The organism is Streptomyces sp. NBC_00525 (genome assembly GCF_036346595.1).
In the GTDB taxonomy this organism is placed as follows: domain Bacteria; phylum Actinomycetota; class Actinomycetes; order Streptomycetales; family Streptomycetaceae; genus Streptomyces.
Genome location: NZ_CP107834.1, coordinates 6,371,219 through 6,386,997 on the forward strand (window position 1 = coordinate 6,371,219; position 15,779 = coordinate 6,386,997).

Genomic DNA, 15,779 nt, shown 5'->3' on the forward strand with positions numbered 1-15,779 from the left:
GGTGCGAACGTACGGAGAGCGACCGGGAATTGGGGCCGTGACCTGCGGTGAACCCCTGCGGTGCACCCGAGCGGGCTAGGAGTACCGCTCTCGGCGCGAGCGCGCGCAGATTGTGTGACTTGATGGCATATGACGGATTCGATCGTGTCTCCGTCGTGCCCGAACCACGCAATCCGACGAGACGCTGGAGTACGCCTTGTCCCTCGCCGAGCCGGACATCGTCCGGCGGCTGGAGAGCCGCCAGCCGACCGCGTACCTCCTCGCCTCGATGCGGGGCGTCGGCCAGGTCGACTTCCAGGCCAACCTGTTCACCGGCGCCGCGATCCTCGCCGGCCTGTGGGTGGCGGGCTGGGAGACCGGCCTGTTCGCCACGCTCGGCACCCTGATCGCCACCGCCACCGCCTACGCGTTCGCCGTCGACCGCAGCAGCATCGCGCTCGGCATGCAGGGCTTCGCGGGCTGCCTGACCGGCATCGCCCTCGTCTCCTCGCTGGGCAACCACCCGGCCACCTATGTGCTGACCGCCGTGGGCGCCGTGCTGTGCGTCATCCTCATGGCGACCCTGGCCACCTTCCTCACCCCGTACGGGCTCACCCCCATGACGGCGCCCTTCTGCCTGGTCTCCGGCGTGATGGTGGTGGGCGCCCCCTCCTTCGACCGCGTCTGGCACGGCGCCCCGGCCGCCGTCGCCAGCACGACCAGCGGCGACACCGGCATCACCTGGAACGACCTGTGGCACGCCTTCTTCAACAACGTCTCGCAGGTCTTCCTCGTCGAGAGCTGGTACGTCGGCCTCATCATGCTCGCCGGACTCGCCCTGGCCGGACTGCGCGTCGTGCTCTACGCGGCGGCCGGCAGCATCGCCGGAATCGTCGCCGCCTGGCTGCTGGGCGCGCCGACCGACCTGATCGCCAACGGCATCTACGGCTACAACGCGGTGCTCGTCGGCATCGGCCTCGGCGCCGTCTTCATGGCCAACACCGTCTGGACCGCGGCCTACGCGATGTTCGGCGCGATGGTCAGCACCGGCCTCACCGCGTCACTGACCTCCTTCTTCAAACCGTTCGGCGGCCACACCTTCACCTGGCCGTTCATCCTCACCACCTGGACGCTGCTGGCTGCCGTGCCCCTGCTGCCGCGCCTGCGCCGCAGCGACTGACCGGCCGCCCCCGCGTTCACCCGCCCTCCGCACCGCACACCCGAGGAAGGTACCCACGATGAACCTCGCCCCCCGCGAGATCGACAAACTGCTCGTCTACGTCGTGGCCGACCTGGCCCGCAAACGCCAGGGCCGCGGCCTCAAGCTCAACTACAGCGAGTCGGTCGCGCTGATCACCGAGGCGATCCTCGAAGCGGCCCGCGACGGCAGGAGCGTCGCGGACTGCATGGAGCTGGGCCGCCACGTCGTGGGCGAGGACGACACCATGCCCGGTGTACGGGAGATGCTCGGCCTCCTCCAGGTCGAGGCGTCCTTCGTGGACGGCACCAAGCTGGTCTCCTGCCACGACCCCATCGGCGGCTGACCATGAACGGTCACGGTGCCGTCATCGCCGTCTGCGGCCACGAGGCCGACGGCGGCCGCGCGCTACGGGGACGGCTCGGCCCCGGCGTGAGCATCGTCGCCAACGGGCGCGCCCTTTTCCGCCGCGTCGCCGCCCACCTGCGCGCCGGCGAGCCCGTCGTCGTCGTGCCGATGACCCTGGGCCGCGAACCCGGACTGGTCGCGGACACCGCCCGCACCCTGCGCGCCGTCCCCGGCGCCGGTGACGGAGCCGTGCTGCTCGCCGAACCCTTCGGCACCGCCCAGCACCTCGTCGCCTGGTTGCGGGCCGCCGCCGGACGCGCCCCCGCCGACTCCGCGCTCCTGCTCACCGCCCCCTCCGGCGACCCCTTCGAGGACGCCGAGCTGTACCGCGTCGCCGCACTCGTACGCCGCTACGGACGCCACGGCCTCGTCGAGGTCGCGTTCGACGGCGGCGACCCGGACCCCGCCGAGGGCGTCCGGCGCTGCGCCCGGCTCGGCGCGGAGCGCGTGACGCTGCTGCCCGCGGCCTTCACGGAGACGGAGCTCCCCGGCACCCCGCCGGTGGCCGCGCGGAACGTCGGCCCCCTCGTGCCGGACCCGGCCCTGCGCCGGGTGCTGGACGAGCGGGTGACCGACGCCCGCAGGCGCTGGGCCGAGCACGGCGACGACGGGATCGCGACCGGCCTCACCGCCGCCGACCACCACGGCCACGCCCACACCCACCCGCCGGGCGAGGGCCACGACCACGACCACGGCCACGCACACGTCCACACCCACCAGCACGGGCCCGCGACCGCGCACCGCCATCACCACCACCCGTCCGCCGCCGACGCGGACCGAGGCATCAGGAGCATCGCATGACGTTTCGTCAGCAGTACCTGTACGGGGACGGCCCCGTCGAACTCAACGCGGGCCGCCGCACGGCCAAGGTCACCGTCAGCAACACCGGTGACCGGGCCGTCCAGGTCGGCTCGCACTACCACTTCTTCGAGGTGAACTCGGCGCTCTCCTTCGACCGCGAGGCCACCCTGGGCATGCACCTCAACATCGCCGCCGGCACCTCCGTACGGTTCGAGCCCGGCGGAACGCGCGAGGTCGAGCTGTGCGCGTACGCCGGAACCGGCCGGCTCACCGGCTTCAGCGGGCTGCTCAACGGCAGCCTCTCCTCCCACCCCGCCCGCGTCGAGGCCGTCCGCAGGGCCATCGAGCGCGGCTTCCAGGGCGCGCTGCGCGCGTCCGCAGCGGAGACCGGCGCCAAGGGCTCCAAGGACACCAAGGGCAGCAAGGAGTCCAAGGGGGACTCCAAGGGTGCCAAGGCCGCCAAGGACAAGAAGAAGGGTTCGCGCTGATGCCCATCCTGCCCCGCAAGCAGTACACCGACATGTTCGGTCCGACCGTCGGTGACCGCTTCCACCTCGCCGACACCAACCTCGTCGTCGAGGTCGAGAAGGACTACAGCGAGGGCCTGTACGGCGACGAGGTCGTCTACGGCGGCGGCAAGACCATGCGCGACGGCATGGCGTCCGACCCGCAGGCCACCGCCGCCCAGGGTGCGCTGGACACCGTCATCACCAACGTGGTCGTCATCGACCCCATGGTGGGCGTCGTCAAGTGCGACATCGGCATCAAGGACGGCTTCATCGTCGGCATCGGCAAGTCCGGAAACCCGCAGACCCAGAACAACGTGGACCCGGACCTGGTCATCGGGCCCGGCACCGAGGCCATCGCCGGCGAGCACCTGATCGCCACCGCGGGCGCCATCGACAGCCACGTCCACCTGATCGCCCCGCAACAGGCCGAACAGGCGCTGACCAACGGCATCACCACCCTCATCGGCGGCGGCACCGGCCCCACCGACGGCTCCAACGGCACCACCTGCACCCCCGGCCCGCACAACATCGGCCTGCTCCTCCAGGCGGCCGAGACCCTGCCGGTCAACCTCGGCATCATGGCCAAGGGCAACGGCAGTCTCCCCGGCGCCCTGGAGGAGCAGATCACCGGCGGCGCCTGCGCGCTCAAGGTCCACGAGGACTGGGGCTCCACCCCGGCCGTCATCGACAACGCGCTGACCGTCGCCGACGCCCACGACGTCCAGGTCGCCATCCACACCGACAGCCTCAACGAGGGCGGGTTCTTCGAGGACACCCGCTCCGCCATCGACGGCCGCGCCATCCACACCTTCCACAGCGAGGGCGCGGGCGGCGGGCACGCCCCCGACATCCTCCGGGTCACCGGCGAACCGAACGTGCTGCCCTCGTCGACCAACCCCACCCTCCCGTACACCAAGAACTCGGTGGACGAACTCCTCGACATGGTGATGGTCTGCCACCACCTCAGCCGCGACATCCCCGAGGACGTCTCCTTCGCCGACAGCCGGGTCCGCGCCGAGACGATCGCCGCCGAGTCGGTGCTGCACGACCTCGGCGTGATCAGCATGTTCTCCTCGGACTCCCAGGCCATGGGACGCATCGGCGAGTCCGTGACCCGCGCCTTCCAGACCGCGCACCACTGCAAGGACAAACTCGGGGTGCTGGAGGGCGACTCGGAGCGCAACGACAACCAGCGGGTGCTGCGCTACCTCGCCAAGCTCACCATCAACCCGGCCATCGCCTCCGGGATCTCCGACTACGTGGGCTCGATCGAGAAGGGCAAGCTCGCCGACATCGTGCTCTGGCCCATCCACTCCTTCGGCGCCAAACCCAAGATGGTCATCAAGGGCGGCCTCGTCTCCTGGGCGCAGATGGGCGACCCCAACGCCTCGCTGCCGACCCCGCAGCCGGTCATCTACCGGCCGATGTTCGGGCAGTACGGCAAGGCGCTGCAGTCCACCCACGCCACGTTCATGTCGCAGGCGGGCATCGCCGCAGGCGTCCCGGAGCGGCTGGGCCTGAACCGCAAGGTCCTACCCGTGCGCCGCACCCGCACCATCGGCAAGCACAACATGGTCCGCAACGACGTCCTGCCGGACATCCAGGTCGACCCGGAGACGTTCAAGGTCACGCTCAACGGCAAGGTCGCCACCATCGACCCGGCCGAGAAGCTGCCCCTGAACCACCTCTACTTCCTGGTCTAGGGCCGATGTACCGCAAGGAGGGCGACATCACGGGCGAACCCGGCCCCGCGGCGGCCACGACCGCCACGGGCCTGGGGCCGCTGCTGATCAGTCTCCAGCTGACCGACTCGGCGTTCCCCAGCGGGTTCTACACCCTCTCGCACAGCCTGGAGGGCTTCGCCCAGGCCGGCGCCGTCGACGCGGAGAGCCTGCCGGCGCTGCTGGCGGACCTGCTGCTGCACGGCGTCGGACCCGCCGACGCCACCGCGCTCGCCCTCGCCCACCGGGCGACCGCGGCGGGCGACCCCGAGGCCGTGGTCCGGATCGACGAGCACCTGTTCGCCACCAAACTGGGCCGCGAGATGCGCCAGGCCGCCACCCGGACCGGCCGCCAGCTCCTGGACCTGGGCCACGAGGTCTTCGGCCACCCGGAGATCGGCGACTACTACGACCGGGTGGTGCGCCGGGAGGCCCCCGGCACCCAGGCCGTGGCCGCGGGTGTCGTCTACGCGGCGACCGGCGTCCCGGTCCGGCAGGCCGTCGCCGCCGACCTGTTCGCGTTCTGCGTCAGCTTCGCGGGCGCCGCGCTGCGGCTGCGGCTGACCGATCACCGTACGACGCAGACCCTGATCAGGGGCGCGGTGCCGGTCATCGAGGCCACCGTCGAAGCGGCGCTGCGCCGGGAGCTGGACGACGTCGGCGCCACGGTCTTCGCCTCGGACGTCATGTCGGGCCGTCACGAACGCGCCGAGGCCCGGCTCTTCGCCAGCTGAACCCCCACGGGGGCCCCGCGTACCCCACGTACCCCCGCACCCCACACCCCTCCGCACCCCTCCGCACACCGAGGAGCACCATGGACGACAACGTACTGCGGGTCGGCATCGGCGGACCCGTCGGTTCCGGCAAGACCGCGCTCATCGAGGCGCTGGTGCCGGTACTGATCGCACACGGCCACCGCCCCGCCGTCATCACCAACGACATCTACACCCAGGAGGACGCCCAGCACGTCCGCCGCACCCTGGACGGCGTCCTGGAACCCGAGCGCGTCGTCGGCGTCGAGACGGGCGCCTGCCCGCACACCGCCGTCCGCGACGATCCGACGATGAACCTCGCGGCCGGCGCCGAGATGCTGGAGCGCTTCCCGGACACCGACACGCTGCTGTACGAGTCCGGCGGCGACAACCTCACCCTGACGTTCAGCCCGGCCCTGGTCGACCTGTTCATCTTCGTGCTCGACACGGCGGAGGGCGAGAAGATGCCCCGCAAGCGCGGCCCCGGCATCACCGACTCGGACCTCCTCGTCATCAACAAGATCGACATCGCGCAGTACGTGCGCACCGACATCAATGTCATGGAGGCCGACGCCCACCGCGTCCGGGGCGAGGGCCCCGTCGTCCTCACCGACTGCCTGACCGGCACCGGGGTGGACGAGATCGCCGGCTACCTCGCCTCGCGCCGCAAGGTGCTGATCTGACATGACGTTCGCCCCGCAGCGGCCGAAGGCCGGCCGGCTCACCGAGGAGTACTACACCGCCGTGCGCGTCCCCCCGGACGTCGCGGCCCTGGCCTCCGTCCCGGACACGCTGGCCCCCGGATCACCGGCCAAGGTCGGCATCCTCGACCTCGCCTTCGCCCTGCGGGGCGGGCGCACCGAACTCGTCGGGCGCTACCAGAAGACACCCCTGCAGATCATGCGGCCGCTGTGGATCGACCCCGCGCTGCCCGGCATGGCGTACGTCTACCTGATGGCGACCGGCGGCGGCGTCGCCCAGGCCGACCGCTACCGCATGGACTTCCGCTGCGGCCCGGACACCGAGGTCCACCTCACCACCCAGGCCGCCACCAAGATCTTCCGCATGGAGCACGACTACGCGACCCAGCGCGTGCACCTCACGGCCGACGCCGGCGCCTACGTCGAATACCTGCCCGATCCGCTGATCCCGTTCGCGGACGCGCGCTTCTACCAGACCACCGAGGTCACGGTGGCCCCCGGCGCCACCGTCCTCGTCGGCGACACCCTGACCGCCGGGCGGCTCGCGCGGGGCGAACGCCACGCGTACCGGATGCTCGCCACCGATCTGCGCATCCGCAGGCCCGACGGCACCCTGCTCGCCGTCGACATCCTGCGCCTGGCACCCGGCCGACCGGGCAGCGGCGGCGTCCTGGGGCCCGGAGTGTTCGCCGGGCACGACCACGTCGCCTCGCTCTTCGCCGTGACCGACCGCGTCCCCGCCGCCCGCCTCGCCGACACCCTGCACGAGGCGCTGGCCGGACTCGGCGTCCTGTACGGGGTGAGCGTGCTGCCCCGGGACTGCGGCGCCTGGGTGCGGCTCCTGGACGACAGCCCTGTCCGGGTCGCCGCCGCGCACGAGGCCGCCTGGCATGCCGTACGCCGGCTCCTCACCGGCCACCCGGCCCCCGACCTGCGCAAGCCGTAGCGCCTTCCGCCCCGCCCACCCCCACACGAGGGATCGCCGATGATCACCGCTCCCGCGCCCATGCCGGCCGCGTACGACTCCGGGGACACCGCCTGGCTGCTCGCCGCCACCGCGATGGTCCTGCTGATGACGCCCGGCCTGGCGTTCTTCTACGGCGGCATGGTGCGCACCCGCCATGTGCTCATGATGATCAAGATGAGCTTCGCCGCACTGGCCTTCGGCACCCTCGTCTGGTGGGTCATCGGCTACACCCTGGCGTTCGGGCCCGACGTCGGCGGCGCCGGACTCATCGGCAACCTGGACCACGTGTTCATGAAGGGCATCCAGCTGAACACGCTGACCGGGGCCATCCCCACGTACATCTACAGCACCTTCCAGATGGGCTTCGCCATCATCACCGTGGCGCTGATCAGCGGGTCCATCGCCGACCGCGCCACCATGCGGGGCTGGCTCGTCTTCGTCGTGCTGTGGCTGCTGATCGTCTACATCCCCATCGCGCACTGGGTGTTCGACAAGGACGGCTGGATCGTCGACCATCTCGGCGCCCTCGACTTCGCCGGCGGGCTGCCGGTGGAGCTGAACTCCGGAGTGGCCGGGCTCGCGGTGGCGCTCGTGCTGCGCGCGCCGCGCGACTTCGCCCGCCGCGAGGAGCGCCCCAACAACATTCCCCTGGTGGTCGTCGGCGTCGGGCTGCTGTGGTTCGGCTGGTTCGGCTTCAACTCCGGCTCCGCCCTCACCGACCAGGGCACGGCGGCCGCGGCCTTCATCAACACCCAGCTCGGCGCGGCCGGTGCCATGGTGACCTGGCCGCTGGTCGAGAAGTGGCGCACCGGCCGGGTGACCACCATGGGCGTCGTGTCGTCCGCCGTCGCGGGCATGGTCGCCATCACCCCGGCATGCGGCGAGATCAACACCCTGGGCGCGGTGATCACCGGCCTCGTCGTCGGCGCGGTGAGCGCGTACGCCATCACCCTGAAGTTCCGGTTCGGCGTGGACGACACCCTGGACGTGGTCGGGGTGCACGGGGTCGGCGGACTGATCGGGCTGATCATGGTCGGCCTCTTCGCCACGGCCCGGATCAGCGGCAAGGAGGGCCTGTTCTACGGCGGCGGCTGGGGCCTGCTGGGCAAACAGCTCGTCGCGATCCTGTCCGTGATCGCCTTCTCCTTCATCCTCACCTGGCTCATCGCCAAGGCGGTGGACCTGACCGTCGGCTTCCGCGCGAAGGAGGAGTACGCCATGGTGCCCGGCGAGGAGGCCGAGCGCGCCTACGACTTCCAGACCGCCGAACGCCTGGGCGCGCTGGTCTCCGGCAGGCGGGTGACGAGCGACGACGAACTGGTCCGCCAGATCAGCCGCCTGCTGAGGGCCCGCGCGGACGACAAGTAGCACCCGGTGGGACCCGTCCCGCCCGCGCCCGGTGGCTCACCGGCCCGGTGCCTCGCGGAGCCCGCGCTCCCGCGCGACGATCCGGCGGAGTGTGCGGCCGAGCCGGCGGGCGTACTGCTCCTGGAGGACCGGCACCAGCGGGCCGGCGAGCCGCGCGTACCAGCCTGCGGGGCGGCTGAACGCCGTCACCGTGAACGAGACCGTCCCGTCGTCCGCCAGTTCCGCCACGAACGACTCCTCGCCGCACTCGGGGTGCCCGGACAGCGTTCCGTAGCCGAAGCCGATGCGCTCGGGCCCGTACACGGTCCAGATCACCCGGCAGGGGGCCGTGAACCGCAGCGGTCCGACCCCCAGCGACACCCGGACGGACGCCTCCACCTCGGCGCGTGACGTGGACGCCTCGATCCGCGCGCCGGACTCGCGGTGCATGCGGAAACCCGTGATCGCCGCCCCGGCCGCCTCCAGATCGGCGCGGCCGTGCCCGATCGCGTCGCGGTGGTGCAGATGCTGGTATCCGGCCGGAAGCGGGCCGGTCCGGGTGGCTCCCGCCTCCGGGTAAGTGAGGTCGCTCATCAGTTGCCCTCTGCGTCGTCGGCGCCGCTCTCGTGGCTGTCGTCGCTCTCGTCGTCCGGCAAGTACGGGCACTCCCGCACGACTTGAACGCGTTCGAGCGTAGAGGGCCGCCGCACCGCGCCGGCGGGCGGCCCCGCCCTGCGGCCGGCTTGCGGGGCCGGGGGAAGTGCGGCAGACATGGATGGAGCGACCGGGGGGCCGGTGAGCAGGGAGGAGATCCGTTCGTGCACGTACGCATACGTCCGCGCCGCACCTCGTTCGCCCTGCTCTGCGCCGGCTTCCTGCTCGCCGCGGGCTGCGGCTCCGGGAGTGGTGGCCCCGCAGGGGAGCCGTTGGACGTCGTCCTCCAGCCCGCCGCCGACCCCGGCACCGCGCCCTTCACCGCGTCCACCGCGGGCGGCGCCGCCGCGTTCCCGGACGCCACCCGGTCCGGAGCGGTGCGCTCCCCGTCGCCGGGCGGCGGGACGAAGGCGCTCAGACGGGCCGGGTCGACGCCCGGCCTGTACGCCGGGACGCGTGCCGTGCCGTCCTGCGACGTCGAGGCCCAGATCCGGATGCTCGCCGTCGACCCGGCGCGGGAGGAGGCGTTCGCCCGCACGCTGGCGGTCGCGCCGGACCGGCTCGCCGGCTTTCTGCGCGGCCTGACGCCGGTCCAGCTGCGGGCCGACACGCTGGTCACCGGGCACGGCTTCCTGTCCGGCTCCGTGCTTACGTACCAGTCGGTGCTCCAGGCCGGCACCGCCGTCATGGTGGACAGCCGGGGCGTGCCCCGGGTGCGCTGTGTGTGCGGCAACCCGCTGGGCCCGCCGGACCGGGCGGCGGACGCGGCGACGGCTGCGGGGGAGGGGTGGGAGGGGTTCGACCCGGCGCGGACCGTGGTCGTCGAGCCGGCCGCGCGGCCCGTGGCGGAACTGGTGATCGCCGACGAGGCGCACCACAGCTGGATCGCCCGCCCGGCCGGTGACCAGGGCGCCGGTGACCGCGTCCCCGAAGTACCGCCGCCCTACGACCCGGGCACCGACATCACCGGCCCGCTGCCCGACGTACCGCCGCCGGACACGAGGACGCCGCGGCCGCCCACGGAGTCGGAGCGGCCCGAGGAACCTGCGGACCCGACGTCACCGTCCCCGAGCCGGTCGCCCGAGGACTGCCCGACGTCCGCGGCGCCCCCTCCCGAGGCGACGACACCGACGCCGCCCGGCGAACCGGCGGTGGCGGGCGACCCGCCCGTACGGACGCGGTCCGGCACCCTGCCCGCGCGGGCGCCCGGGGAAACGCGCTGCCCGGCGCCGACCGGTGAGCCCCCCGAGGTGCCGCCGGAGCCGGAGGAGCCGTCCATGAGCGACGAGCCGCCGACGTCCATCAGCCTGCCCCGCGGCCACGACCCGGGCGACGGCCCGGCCGCCCGTTGGTGAAGGAACGGGCCGCCGGACCGCCGCCGTGGGTCAGTTGCCGGCCTCGGAGGCGTCCAGCATGGCCTCGCGCTCCACGACCTTGACGCGCTCGCGCTCCTGCTCGGCCCCGAGTGCGCGCTCGTGCGCGTCCAGGCGGTACCAGCCCTCACGGGTGGTGTAGCGGACGCCCCGCTCCGCCAGGAAGGCGTCGACCGCCTCCGGCTCGGGGTGCGCCGGCGCGGGGAGCCGGCCGGCGGCGTGGTCCTCCAACAGGCAGGAGACCGTCTCGTTGGCGTCGCCCTTGGTGTGTCCGATGAGCCCCACCGGACCCCGCTTGATCCAGCCGGTGACGTACACCGATTCCATCGGCTCGCCGCCCTCGATGACCCGGCCCGCCTCGTGCGGCACGGTGCCGGAGGCGACGTCGAAGGGGAGCTTGGGCAGCTCGCTGGAGTAGTAGCCCACCGCCCGGTAGACGCTCTGCACGTCCCAGTCGCGGAAGGTGCCGGTGCCGCGGACGTTGCCGGTGCCGTCCAGCTCGGTGCGCTCGGTGCGCAGACCGGTGACCCGGCCGTCCTCGCCGACGATCTCCACCGGGGACTCGAAGAAGTGCAGGAACAGCTTGTGCGGCCGGTCGCCGACGTCGCGGATCGCCCAGTTCTCCAGCGTGGAGGCGACCATGTTGGCCTGCTTGTTCGCGCGCCGGGTCTCGATGGACCCCGCGTCGTAGTCGATGTCCTCGGGGTTGACGATGACCTCGATGTTCGGCGAGTGGTCCAGCTCCCGCAGCTCCATCGGGCTGAACTTGGCCTGTGCCGGTCCGCGCCGCCCGAAGACGTGCACCTCCAGCGCCTTGTTCGCCTTCAGGCCGTCGTAGACGTTGGCGGGGATCTCGGTGGGCAGCAGTTCGTCGGCGGTCTTGGCGAGGATGCGGGCCACGTCCAGGGCGACGTTGCCGACGCCGAGCACGGCGACCTTCTCGGCCTCCAGCGGCCAGGTGCGCGGGACGTCCGGGTGGCCGTCGTACCAGGAGACGAAGTCCGCGGCCCCGTACGAGCCGTCCAGGTCGTGGCCCGGAATGTCCAGGGCGCGGTCCGCGGCGGCGCCGGTGGAGAAGATCACCGCGTCGTAGAAGGCGCGCAGCTCGTCGAGGCCCAGGTCGTTCGGGTAGTCGACATTGCCGAAGAGGCGCAGCTGCGGCTTGTCCAGCACCTGGTGCAGCGCCTGCACGATGCCCTTGATGCGCGGGTGGTCCGGGGCGACGCCGTAACGGATCAGACCGAACGGGGCCGGCATTCGTTCGAACAGGTCGATGGAGACGCCCGGATCGGCGGCCGCGTCGGATTTCAGCAGCGCGTCCGCCGCGTAAATGCCGGCGGGGCCGGCTCCGACGATCGCGACGCGGACAGGGCGTGTCATGGCGAGCTGTTCCTTCGAACGGACGAGTAGGAGCGAGGCCGGGTGGTAAGGCAAGGCTTAGTCGACCCCCGCCGCACACGTTAGTCCCTGCTCAGGCCCGGTTTCGGGCCGGGGCGGCGTTACCGGTCGGTATTCGGACCCGCTTCCCGGCTGTCCGAACGGAAAACCCTTGCGGTAAGGCCTTTCCGGTCCTCGAAAAGTGTGTTCCATCGCACGTTCACCAGATGGACGGCTCACTCGAAGAATCGGGCAAATGGTGGCAGAGTGACGCACATGACTGATCGGGTAGCGGGTGCCCCGTCACTCCCCGACGACTGGCCCGCCCACCCGGACCTCAGCCTCGCCCTGAACCGAATGGGCAGCTTCGACTGGGATCTCGACAGCGGCCTCATGCATCTGGACCGCGCCGCCCTCGACGTGTTCGATCTGCGGGCCGACGAGTACGACAACCGGCCGCAGACGCTCGGGCTGCGGGTGCCGCCGGACGAGGGGGTCCGGCTGGACGCCATGGTGTCGGAGGCGCTCAAGAGCGGCCGCAGCAACTACGGGGCCTACTTCCGCGTCCAGTCCCGCGACGGCACCCTGCGCTGGGCGCACACCCAGGGCTTCGTACGGCGCGACGAGCGCGGCCGGCCGCACCGCATCATCGGCATCGTCAGGGACGCCGGTTCCGAACTCGCCGAAGCCTCCGCCCGCCGCGAACTGGACGAGGAACTGCGCCGCCGCACCAGCCTGGTGGACGCCACCACGGCCGCCCTGGCCCATGCCCGTACCGTCACGGACGTCATCGACGTCCTGAAGAACTCCGAGGGCCTCGCCCTGCTCGGCGCCACCAGCCTGGTCATGGGGCTGATCGAGGCCGGACGCATCCACCTCGTGGCGGACGGCCCCGAGGGCTCCTTCGTACCGGGCACGCGCTACACCCGGACGGACGAGCAGTACCCGATGAGCGACGTCGTGCGCACGCTGGGCCCCCGGTTCATCGATTCGGCCGCGGACTTCGCCGCCTCCTACCCCGACCTCTGGCGGCACATCAGCCACCTCGGCATCACCTCCGCCGCCTATCTCCCGCTGATCGCCCAGGCCCGCCCGATCGGCGCGCTCGGCCTGCTCTACAGCGACAAGGACGGCTTCACCGCCGACGAACGCAACCTGCTGCTCGCGCTCGGCAGCTCCATCGCCCAGAGCCTCCAGCGCGCCATGCTCTACGAGCAGGAGCACGACCTCGCCGAAGGACTCCAGCAGGCCATGCTGCCGCGCCGGATTCCGGACGTGCCCGGCGCCCGGATCGCCGTCCGCTACCGCTCGGCGCGGCTCGGCCGGGACATCGGCGGCGACTGGTACGACGTCATTCCGCTGCCCGGCGGCCGGGTCGGCGCCGTCATCGGGGACGTGCAGGGCCACGACACCCACGCGGCGGCCGTCATGGGCCAGTTGCGCATCGTGCTGCGCGCCTACGCCGCCGAGGGGCACAGCCCGGCCACCGTCATGGCACGGGCCTCCGTCTTCCTGCACGAGCTGGACACCGACCGCTTCGCGACCTGCACCTACGCCGAGGCCGACCTGACCACGGGAGTGGTCCAGCTGGTCCGCGCCGGGCATGTGGACCCGCTGGTGCGCGAGGCGGACGGCGGCTGCCACCGCGTGCCGTTCGAGGGCGGACTGCCCCTCGGGCTCTCCGCCGAGTTCGGCCGGCTCGAATACCCGGTCGCCACCCTCGAACTGGACCCCGGCCAGACCATGGTGCTGTTCACGGACGGCCTGGTGGAGCTGCCGGGCGCCGACCTCGACGAGGGCACCCAGCGGCTCACCTCCCTGGTCACCAACGGCCCCAAGGACCTGGAACAGCTCGCCGACCGGCTCTGCGCGTCGGTGGACGAGCGTGGCGGCGAGGACGACGTGGCGATCCTGCTGCTGTGCCGCCGGGCCGCCCAGGCCCCCCAGCCGGGCGGCCGGCTCCAGCAGCACGTCGCGCAGAACGACCCGGAGGCGCTGAGGTCGGCCCGCCACATGATCCGGGCGGCGGTCCGCGCCTGGGGCGGCCAGGACCGCGCCGACGAGGTCGAGCTGGCCGCCGACGAGCTGGTCACCAACGCCCTGATGCACACGGACGGCGGCGCCGTCGTCACCATCCGGGTGCTCACCGGTACCGAGCGGCGGCTCCGCGTGGACGTCGAGGACCGGTCCAGCGCGCTGCCCCGCCGCCGGGAGGCCGGTGAGGAAGGGGTCTCCGGGCGCGGACTGATGCTGGTCGACCAGCTGGCGGACGCCTGGGGCGTCGAGTCGCGGGGCACCGGCAAATGCGTCTGGAGCGAGTTCATCGTTCCGCCACGCGACTGACCCCGCCCCCGCCGTTCGCCCGTACGGGGGAGAAGTGACACGCAACTTGACTGTAACCGAACGTAACGTGTTGGTCCTTGACCGTGTCGGATCGCCGGGGATTGACTGCGACCTGGTCGGTCTCCCGTCCGCGAAGGGCATCGCGTGAAGGACCTTCCGCCGGACCTTCCGCGACGGGCCTTCCGCGACGGACATTCCGCGACGACATGAGGACCCGTTGGGCACTGAGCTACTGGCACCCCTCGATCTCGCCTTCTGGCACCTCGAGTCCGCTGCCCACCCCATGCACCTCGGCGCGCTCGCCGTCTTCGCCCCGCCGCCCGGCGCGGCCCCCGCCCCCGACGCGCTCCTCGCACTCCTGGGCGCCCGCGCCGCCGCGATCCCCCGCCTGCGCATGCGGGTACGCGACGTCCTGCTGCCGGTCGGCGGCGCCGCCTGGTCCACCGACCCGGACTTCGACGTGCACCACCACGTCGCGCGCGTACGGTTGCCCGCCGAGGACACCGCGCCCGGCGGCGCGGGCTTCATGGCGGCCACGACCCGGCTGGCCGGCGAACTGATGGAGCGGCCGCTGCGACGCGGACTGCCGCCCTGGGAGATGTACTTGATCGACGGGCCGGACGGCGGTCCGTTCGCCGTGCTCGTCAAGCTGCACCACGCCCTCGCGGACGGGATGCGGGCCGTCTCCATCGGCGCCGGCATCTTCGACCAGATCGCCTCCACGGCCACCGGCCGCCCCCGCACCGCCGTCCGGCCCCGGCCGGTGCCGCCCCGGTCCTGGATGCCGGGCCCGCGCCGGGTCGCCGGATTCGCCCTCGGCCGGATCGAGGACCTGGGCCGCGCCCTCGGCGTCGGCGCCTCGCTCGTCCGGGCCGGCCGGCTCGACCCGCGCGGCGCCCCCGCGCTGCGGGCGGGCTCCAGCGGGACGCGCCGGCTCGCCACGGCCGACCTGGACCTGGACGCCGTACGCCGCGTCCGCCGCGCGGCCGGGGGCACCGGGAACGACGTGCTCCTCGCCGTCGTGGCCGGCGCGCTGCGCCGCTGGATGCTGGAGCGCGGCGAGACCCCGCCGCGCGACGAGCCGCGCGCCCTGGTCCCCGTCTCCCGGCGCCGGCCGGGCACCGCGGCCCCGAGCGGCGGCAACCGGCTGTCCGCCTACCTGCTCGCCCTGCCCGTCTCACGCGCCGACCCGCTCGCACGGCTGCGCGCGGTGCGCGAGGCGATGGACCGCAACAAGGCGGCGGGCCCGCTGCGGGGCGCCGGGGCGGTCGCCGTACTGGCCGACCAGCTGCCCCCGCTGGCCCACCGTTTCGGCGCGCCGCTCGCCGGGAACGCCGCCCGGATGCTCTTCGACGTCCTGGTCACCAGCGTGCCGCTGCCGCGCTCACGGCTCTCGCTGGCCGGATGCCCGCTGAGCGCCCTGTACCCGATGGCGCCGCTGGCCCGCGGCCAGTCCATGGCCGTCGCGCTGACGACGTACGGGTCGCGCGTGCACATCGGCCTGGTGGGCGACGGCAAGGCGCTCCCCGACCTGGAGACACTCGCACGCTGCGCCGACGAGGAGCTGACGGCGCTGCTCACGGCGGTGGGCGAGGAGCGATGACCGGGCCATAGATCGGACAAGTGGACGGGGAATCTCCGAGGAATCG

The 15,779-nt window shown here is 72.6% G+C and carries 14 protein-coding genes; 12 read left to right on the forward strand and 2 right to left on the reverse strand.

Annotated features, from left to right (window positions below; all coding sequences use genetic code 11):
• The first annotated feature begins 196 nt into the window (after positions 1-196).
• The 9 genes from OG710_RS27920 to OG710_RS27960 all read left to right on the forward strand — a co-directional run bounded on the left by OG710_RS27920 (position 197) and on the right by OG710_RS27960 (position 8,404).
• Positions 197-1,159, forward strand: a complete 963-nt coding sequence (locus tag OG710_RS27920) for an urea transporter (protein WP_330241805.1) — start codon at positions 197-199, stop codon at positions 1,157-1,159.
• Positions 1,160-1,217: 58 nt separating this feature from the next.
• Positions 1,218-1,523: an urease subunit gamma gene (locus tag OG710_RS27925; protein WP_266926174.1), complete on the forward strand. Its 306-nt coding sequence runs from the start codon at positions 1,218-1,220 to the stop codon at positions 1,521-1,523.
• Between the two features lie 2 nt (positions 1,524-1,525).
• Complete coding sequence (locus OG710_RS27930) at positions 1,526-2,386, forward strand: sirohydrochlorin chelatase (RefSeq protein WP_330241806.1); 861 nt, start codon at positions 1,526-1,528, stop codon at positions 2,384-2,386.
• Complete coding sequence (locus OG710_RS27935) at positions 2,383-2,874, forward strand: urease subunit beta (protein ID WP_330241807.1); 492 nt, start codon at positions 2,383-2,385, stop codon at positions 2,872-2,874. Before OG710_RS27930 ends, OG710_RS27935 begins: the two co-directional genes overlap by 4 nt.
• A complete protein-coding gene (ureC, locus tag OG710_RS27940; protein WP_330241808.1) occupies positions 2,874-4,598 on the forward strand; it encodes an urease subunit alpha in 1,725 nt (574 codons plus the stop codon). The genes OG710_RS27935 and ureC overlap by 1 nt, the downstream gene beginning before the upstream one ends.
• A gap of 5 nt (positions 4,599-4,603) precedes the next feature.
• A complete protein-coding gene (locus OG710_RS27945) occupies positions 4,604-5,350 on the forward strand; it encodes an urease accessory protein UreF (RefSeq protein ID WP_330241809.1) in 747 nt (248 codons plus the stop codon).
• An 80-nt stretch (positions 5,351-5,430) separates the two neighbouring features.
• Complete coding sequence (gene ureG, locus OG710_RS27950) at positions 5,431-6,051, forward strand: urease accessory protein UreG (protein WP_330241810.1); 621 nt, start codon at positions 5,431-5,433, stop codon at positions 6,049-6,051.
• Between the two features lies 1 nt (position 6,052).
• Positions 6,053-7,015: an urease accessory protein UreD gene (locus tag OG710_RS27955; protein WP_330241811.1), complete on the forward strand. Its 963-nt coding sequence runs from the start codon at positions 6,053-6,055 to the stop codon at positions 7,013-7,015.
• A gap of 39 nt (positions 7,016-7,054) precedes the next feature.
• The gene (locus tag OG710_RS27960; protein ID WP_330241812.1) at positions 7,055-8,404 is read left to right on the forward strand and encodes an ammonium transporter; all 1,350 of its coding nucleotides are present in this window, start codon (positions 7,055-7,057) and stop codon (positions 8,402-8,404) included.
• A gap of 36 nt (positions 8,405-8,440) precedes the next feature.
• Here OG710_RS27960 and OG710_RS27965 read toward each other — a convergent pair whose 3' ends face one another.
• Positions 8,441-8,977 (reverse strand): DUF1990 family protein, encoded by a 537-nt coding sequence (locus OG710_RS27965; RefSeq protein WP_330241813.1) that lies wholly within the window; start codon positions 8,975-8,977, stop codon positions 8,441-8,443.
• Positions 8,978-9,201: 224 nt separating this feature from the next.
• On the opposite strand from OG710_RS27965, the gene OG710_RS27970 reads away from it, so the two are divergent.
• Positions 9,202-10,392 (forward strand): DUF6777 domain-containing protein, encoded by a 1,191-nt coding sequence (locus tag OG710_RS27970; RefSeq protein ID WP_330241814.1) that lies wholly within the window; start codon positions 9,202-9,204, stop codon positions 10,390-10,392.
• A gap of 30 nt (positions 10,393-10,422) precedes the next feature.
• Here OG710_RS27970 and OG710_RS27975 read toward each other — a convergent pair whose 3' ends face one another.
• The gene (locus tag OG710_RS27975; RefSeq protein ID WP_330241815.1) at positions 10,423-11,790 is read right to left on the reverse strand and encodes an FAD-dependent oxidoreductase; all 1,368 of its coding nucleotides are present in this window, start codon (positions 11,788-11,790) and stop codon (positions 10,423-10,425) included.
• Between the two features lie 273 nt (positions 11,791-12,063).
• On the opposite strand from OG710_RS27975, the gene OG710_RS27980 reads away from it, so the two are divergent.
• Positions 12,064-14,130: a SpoIIE family protein phosphatase gene (locus tag OG710_RS27980; protein ID WP_330241816.1), complete on the forward strand. Its 2,067-nt coding sequence runs from the start codon at positions 12,064-12,066 to the stop codon at positions 14,128-14,130.
• Between the two features lie 217 nt (positions 14,131-14,347).
• Complete coding sequence (locus tag OG710_RS27985; RefSeq protein WP_330241817.1) at positions 14,348-15,733, forward strand: wax ester/triacylglycerol synthase family O-acyltransferase; 1,386 nt, start codon at positions 14,348-14,350, stop codon at positions 15,731-15,733.
• Positions 15,734-15,779 lie beyond the last annotated feature (46 nt).

Excerpts from the sequence above, each read along its gene's own strand:
- OG710_RS27925 (WP_266926174.1), top strand. The coding sequence starts at position 1,218 with ATGAACCTCGCCCCCCGCGAGATCGACAAACTGCTCGTCTACGTCGTG.
- OG710_RS27930 (WP_330241806.1), top strand. The coding sequence starts at position 1,526 with ATGAACGGTCACGGTGCCGTCATCGCCGTCTGCGGCCACGAGGCCGAC.
- OG710_RS27935 (WP_330241807.1), top strand. The coding sequence starts at position 2,383 with ATGACGTTTCGTCAGCAGTACCTGTACGGGGACGGCCCCGTCGAACTC.
- ureC (WP_330241808.1), top strand. The coding sequence starts at position 2,874 with ATGCCCATCCTGCCCCGCAAGCAGTACACCGACATGTTCGGTCCGACC.
- OG710_RS27945 (WP_330241809.1), top strand. The coding sequence starts at position 4,604 with ATGTACCGCAAGGAGGGCGACATCACGGGCGAACCCGGCCCCGCGGCG.
- ureG (WP_330241810.1), top strand. The coding sequence starts at position 5,431 with ATGGACGACAACGTACTGCGGGTCGGCATCGGCGGACCCGTCGGTTCC.
- OG710_RS27955 (WP_330241811.1), top strand. The coding sequence starts at position 6,053 with ATGACGTTCGCCCCGCAGCGGCCGAAGGCCGGCCGGCTCACCGAGGAG.
- OG710_RS27960 (WP_330241812.1), top strand. The coding sequence starts at position 7,055 with ATGATCACCGCTCCCGCGCCCATGCCGGCCGCGTACGACTCCGGGGAC.
- OG710_RS27965 (WP_330241813.1), bottom strand. The coding sequence starts at position 8,977 with ATGAGCGACCTCACTTACCCGGAGGCGGGAGCCACCCGGACCGGCCCG.
- OG710_RS27975 (WP_330241815.1), bottom strand. The coding sequence starts at position 11,790 with ATGACACGCCCTGTCCGCGTCGCGATCGTCGGAGCCGGCCCCGCCGGC.
- OG710_RS27980 (WP_330241816.1), top strand. The coding sequence starts at position 12,064 with ATGACTGATCGGGTAGCGGGTGCCCCGTCACTCCCCGACGACTGGCCC.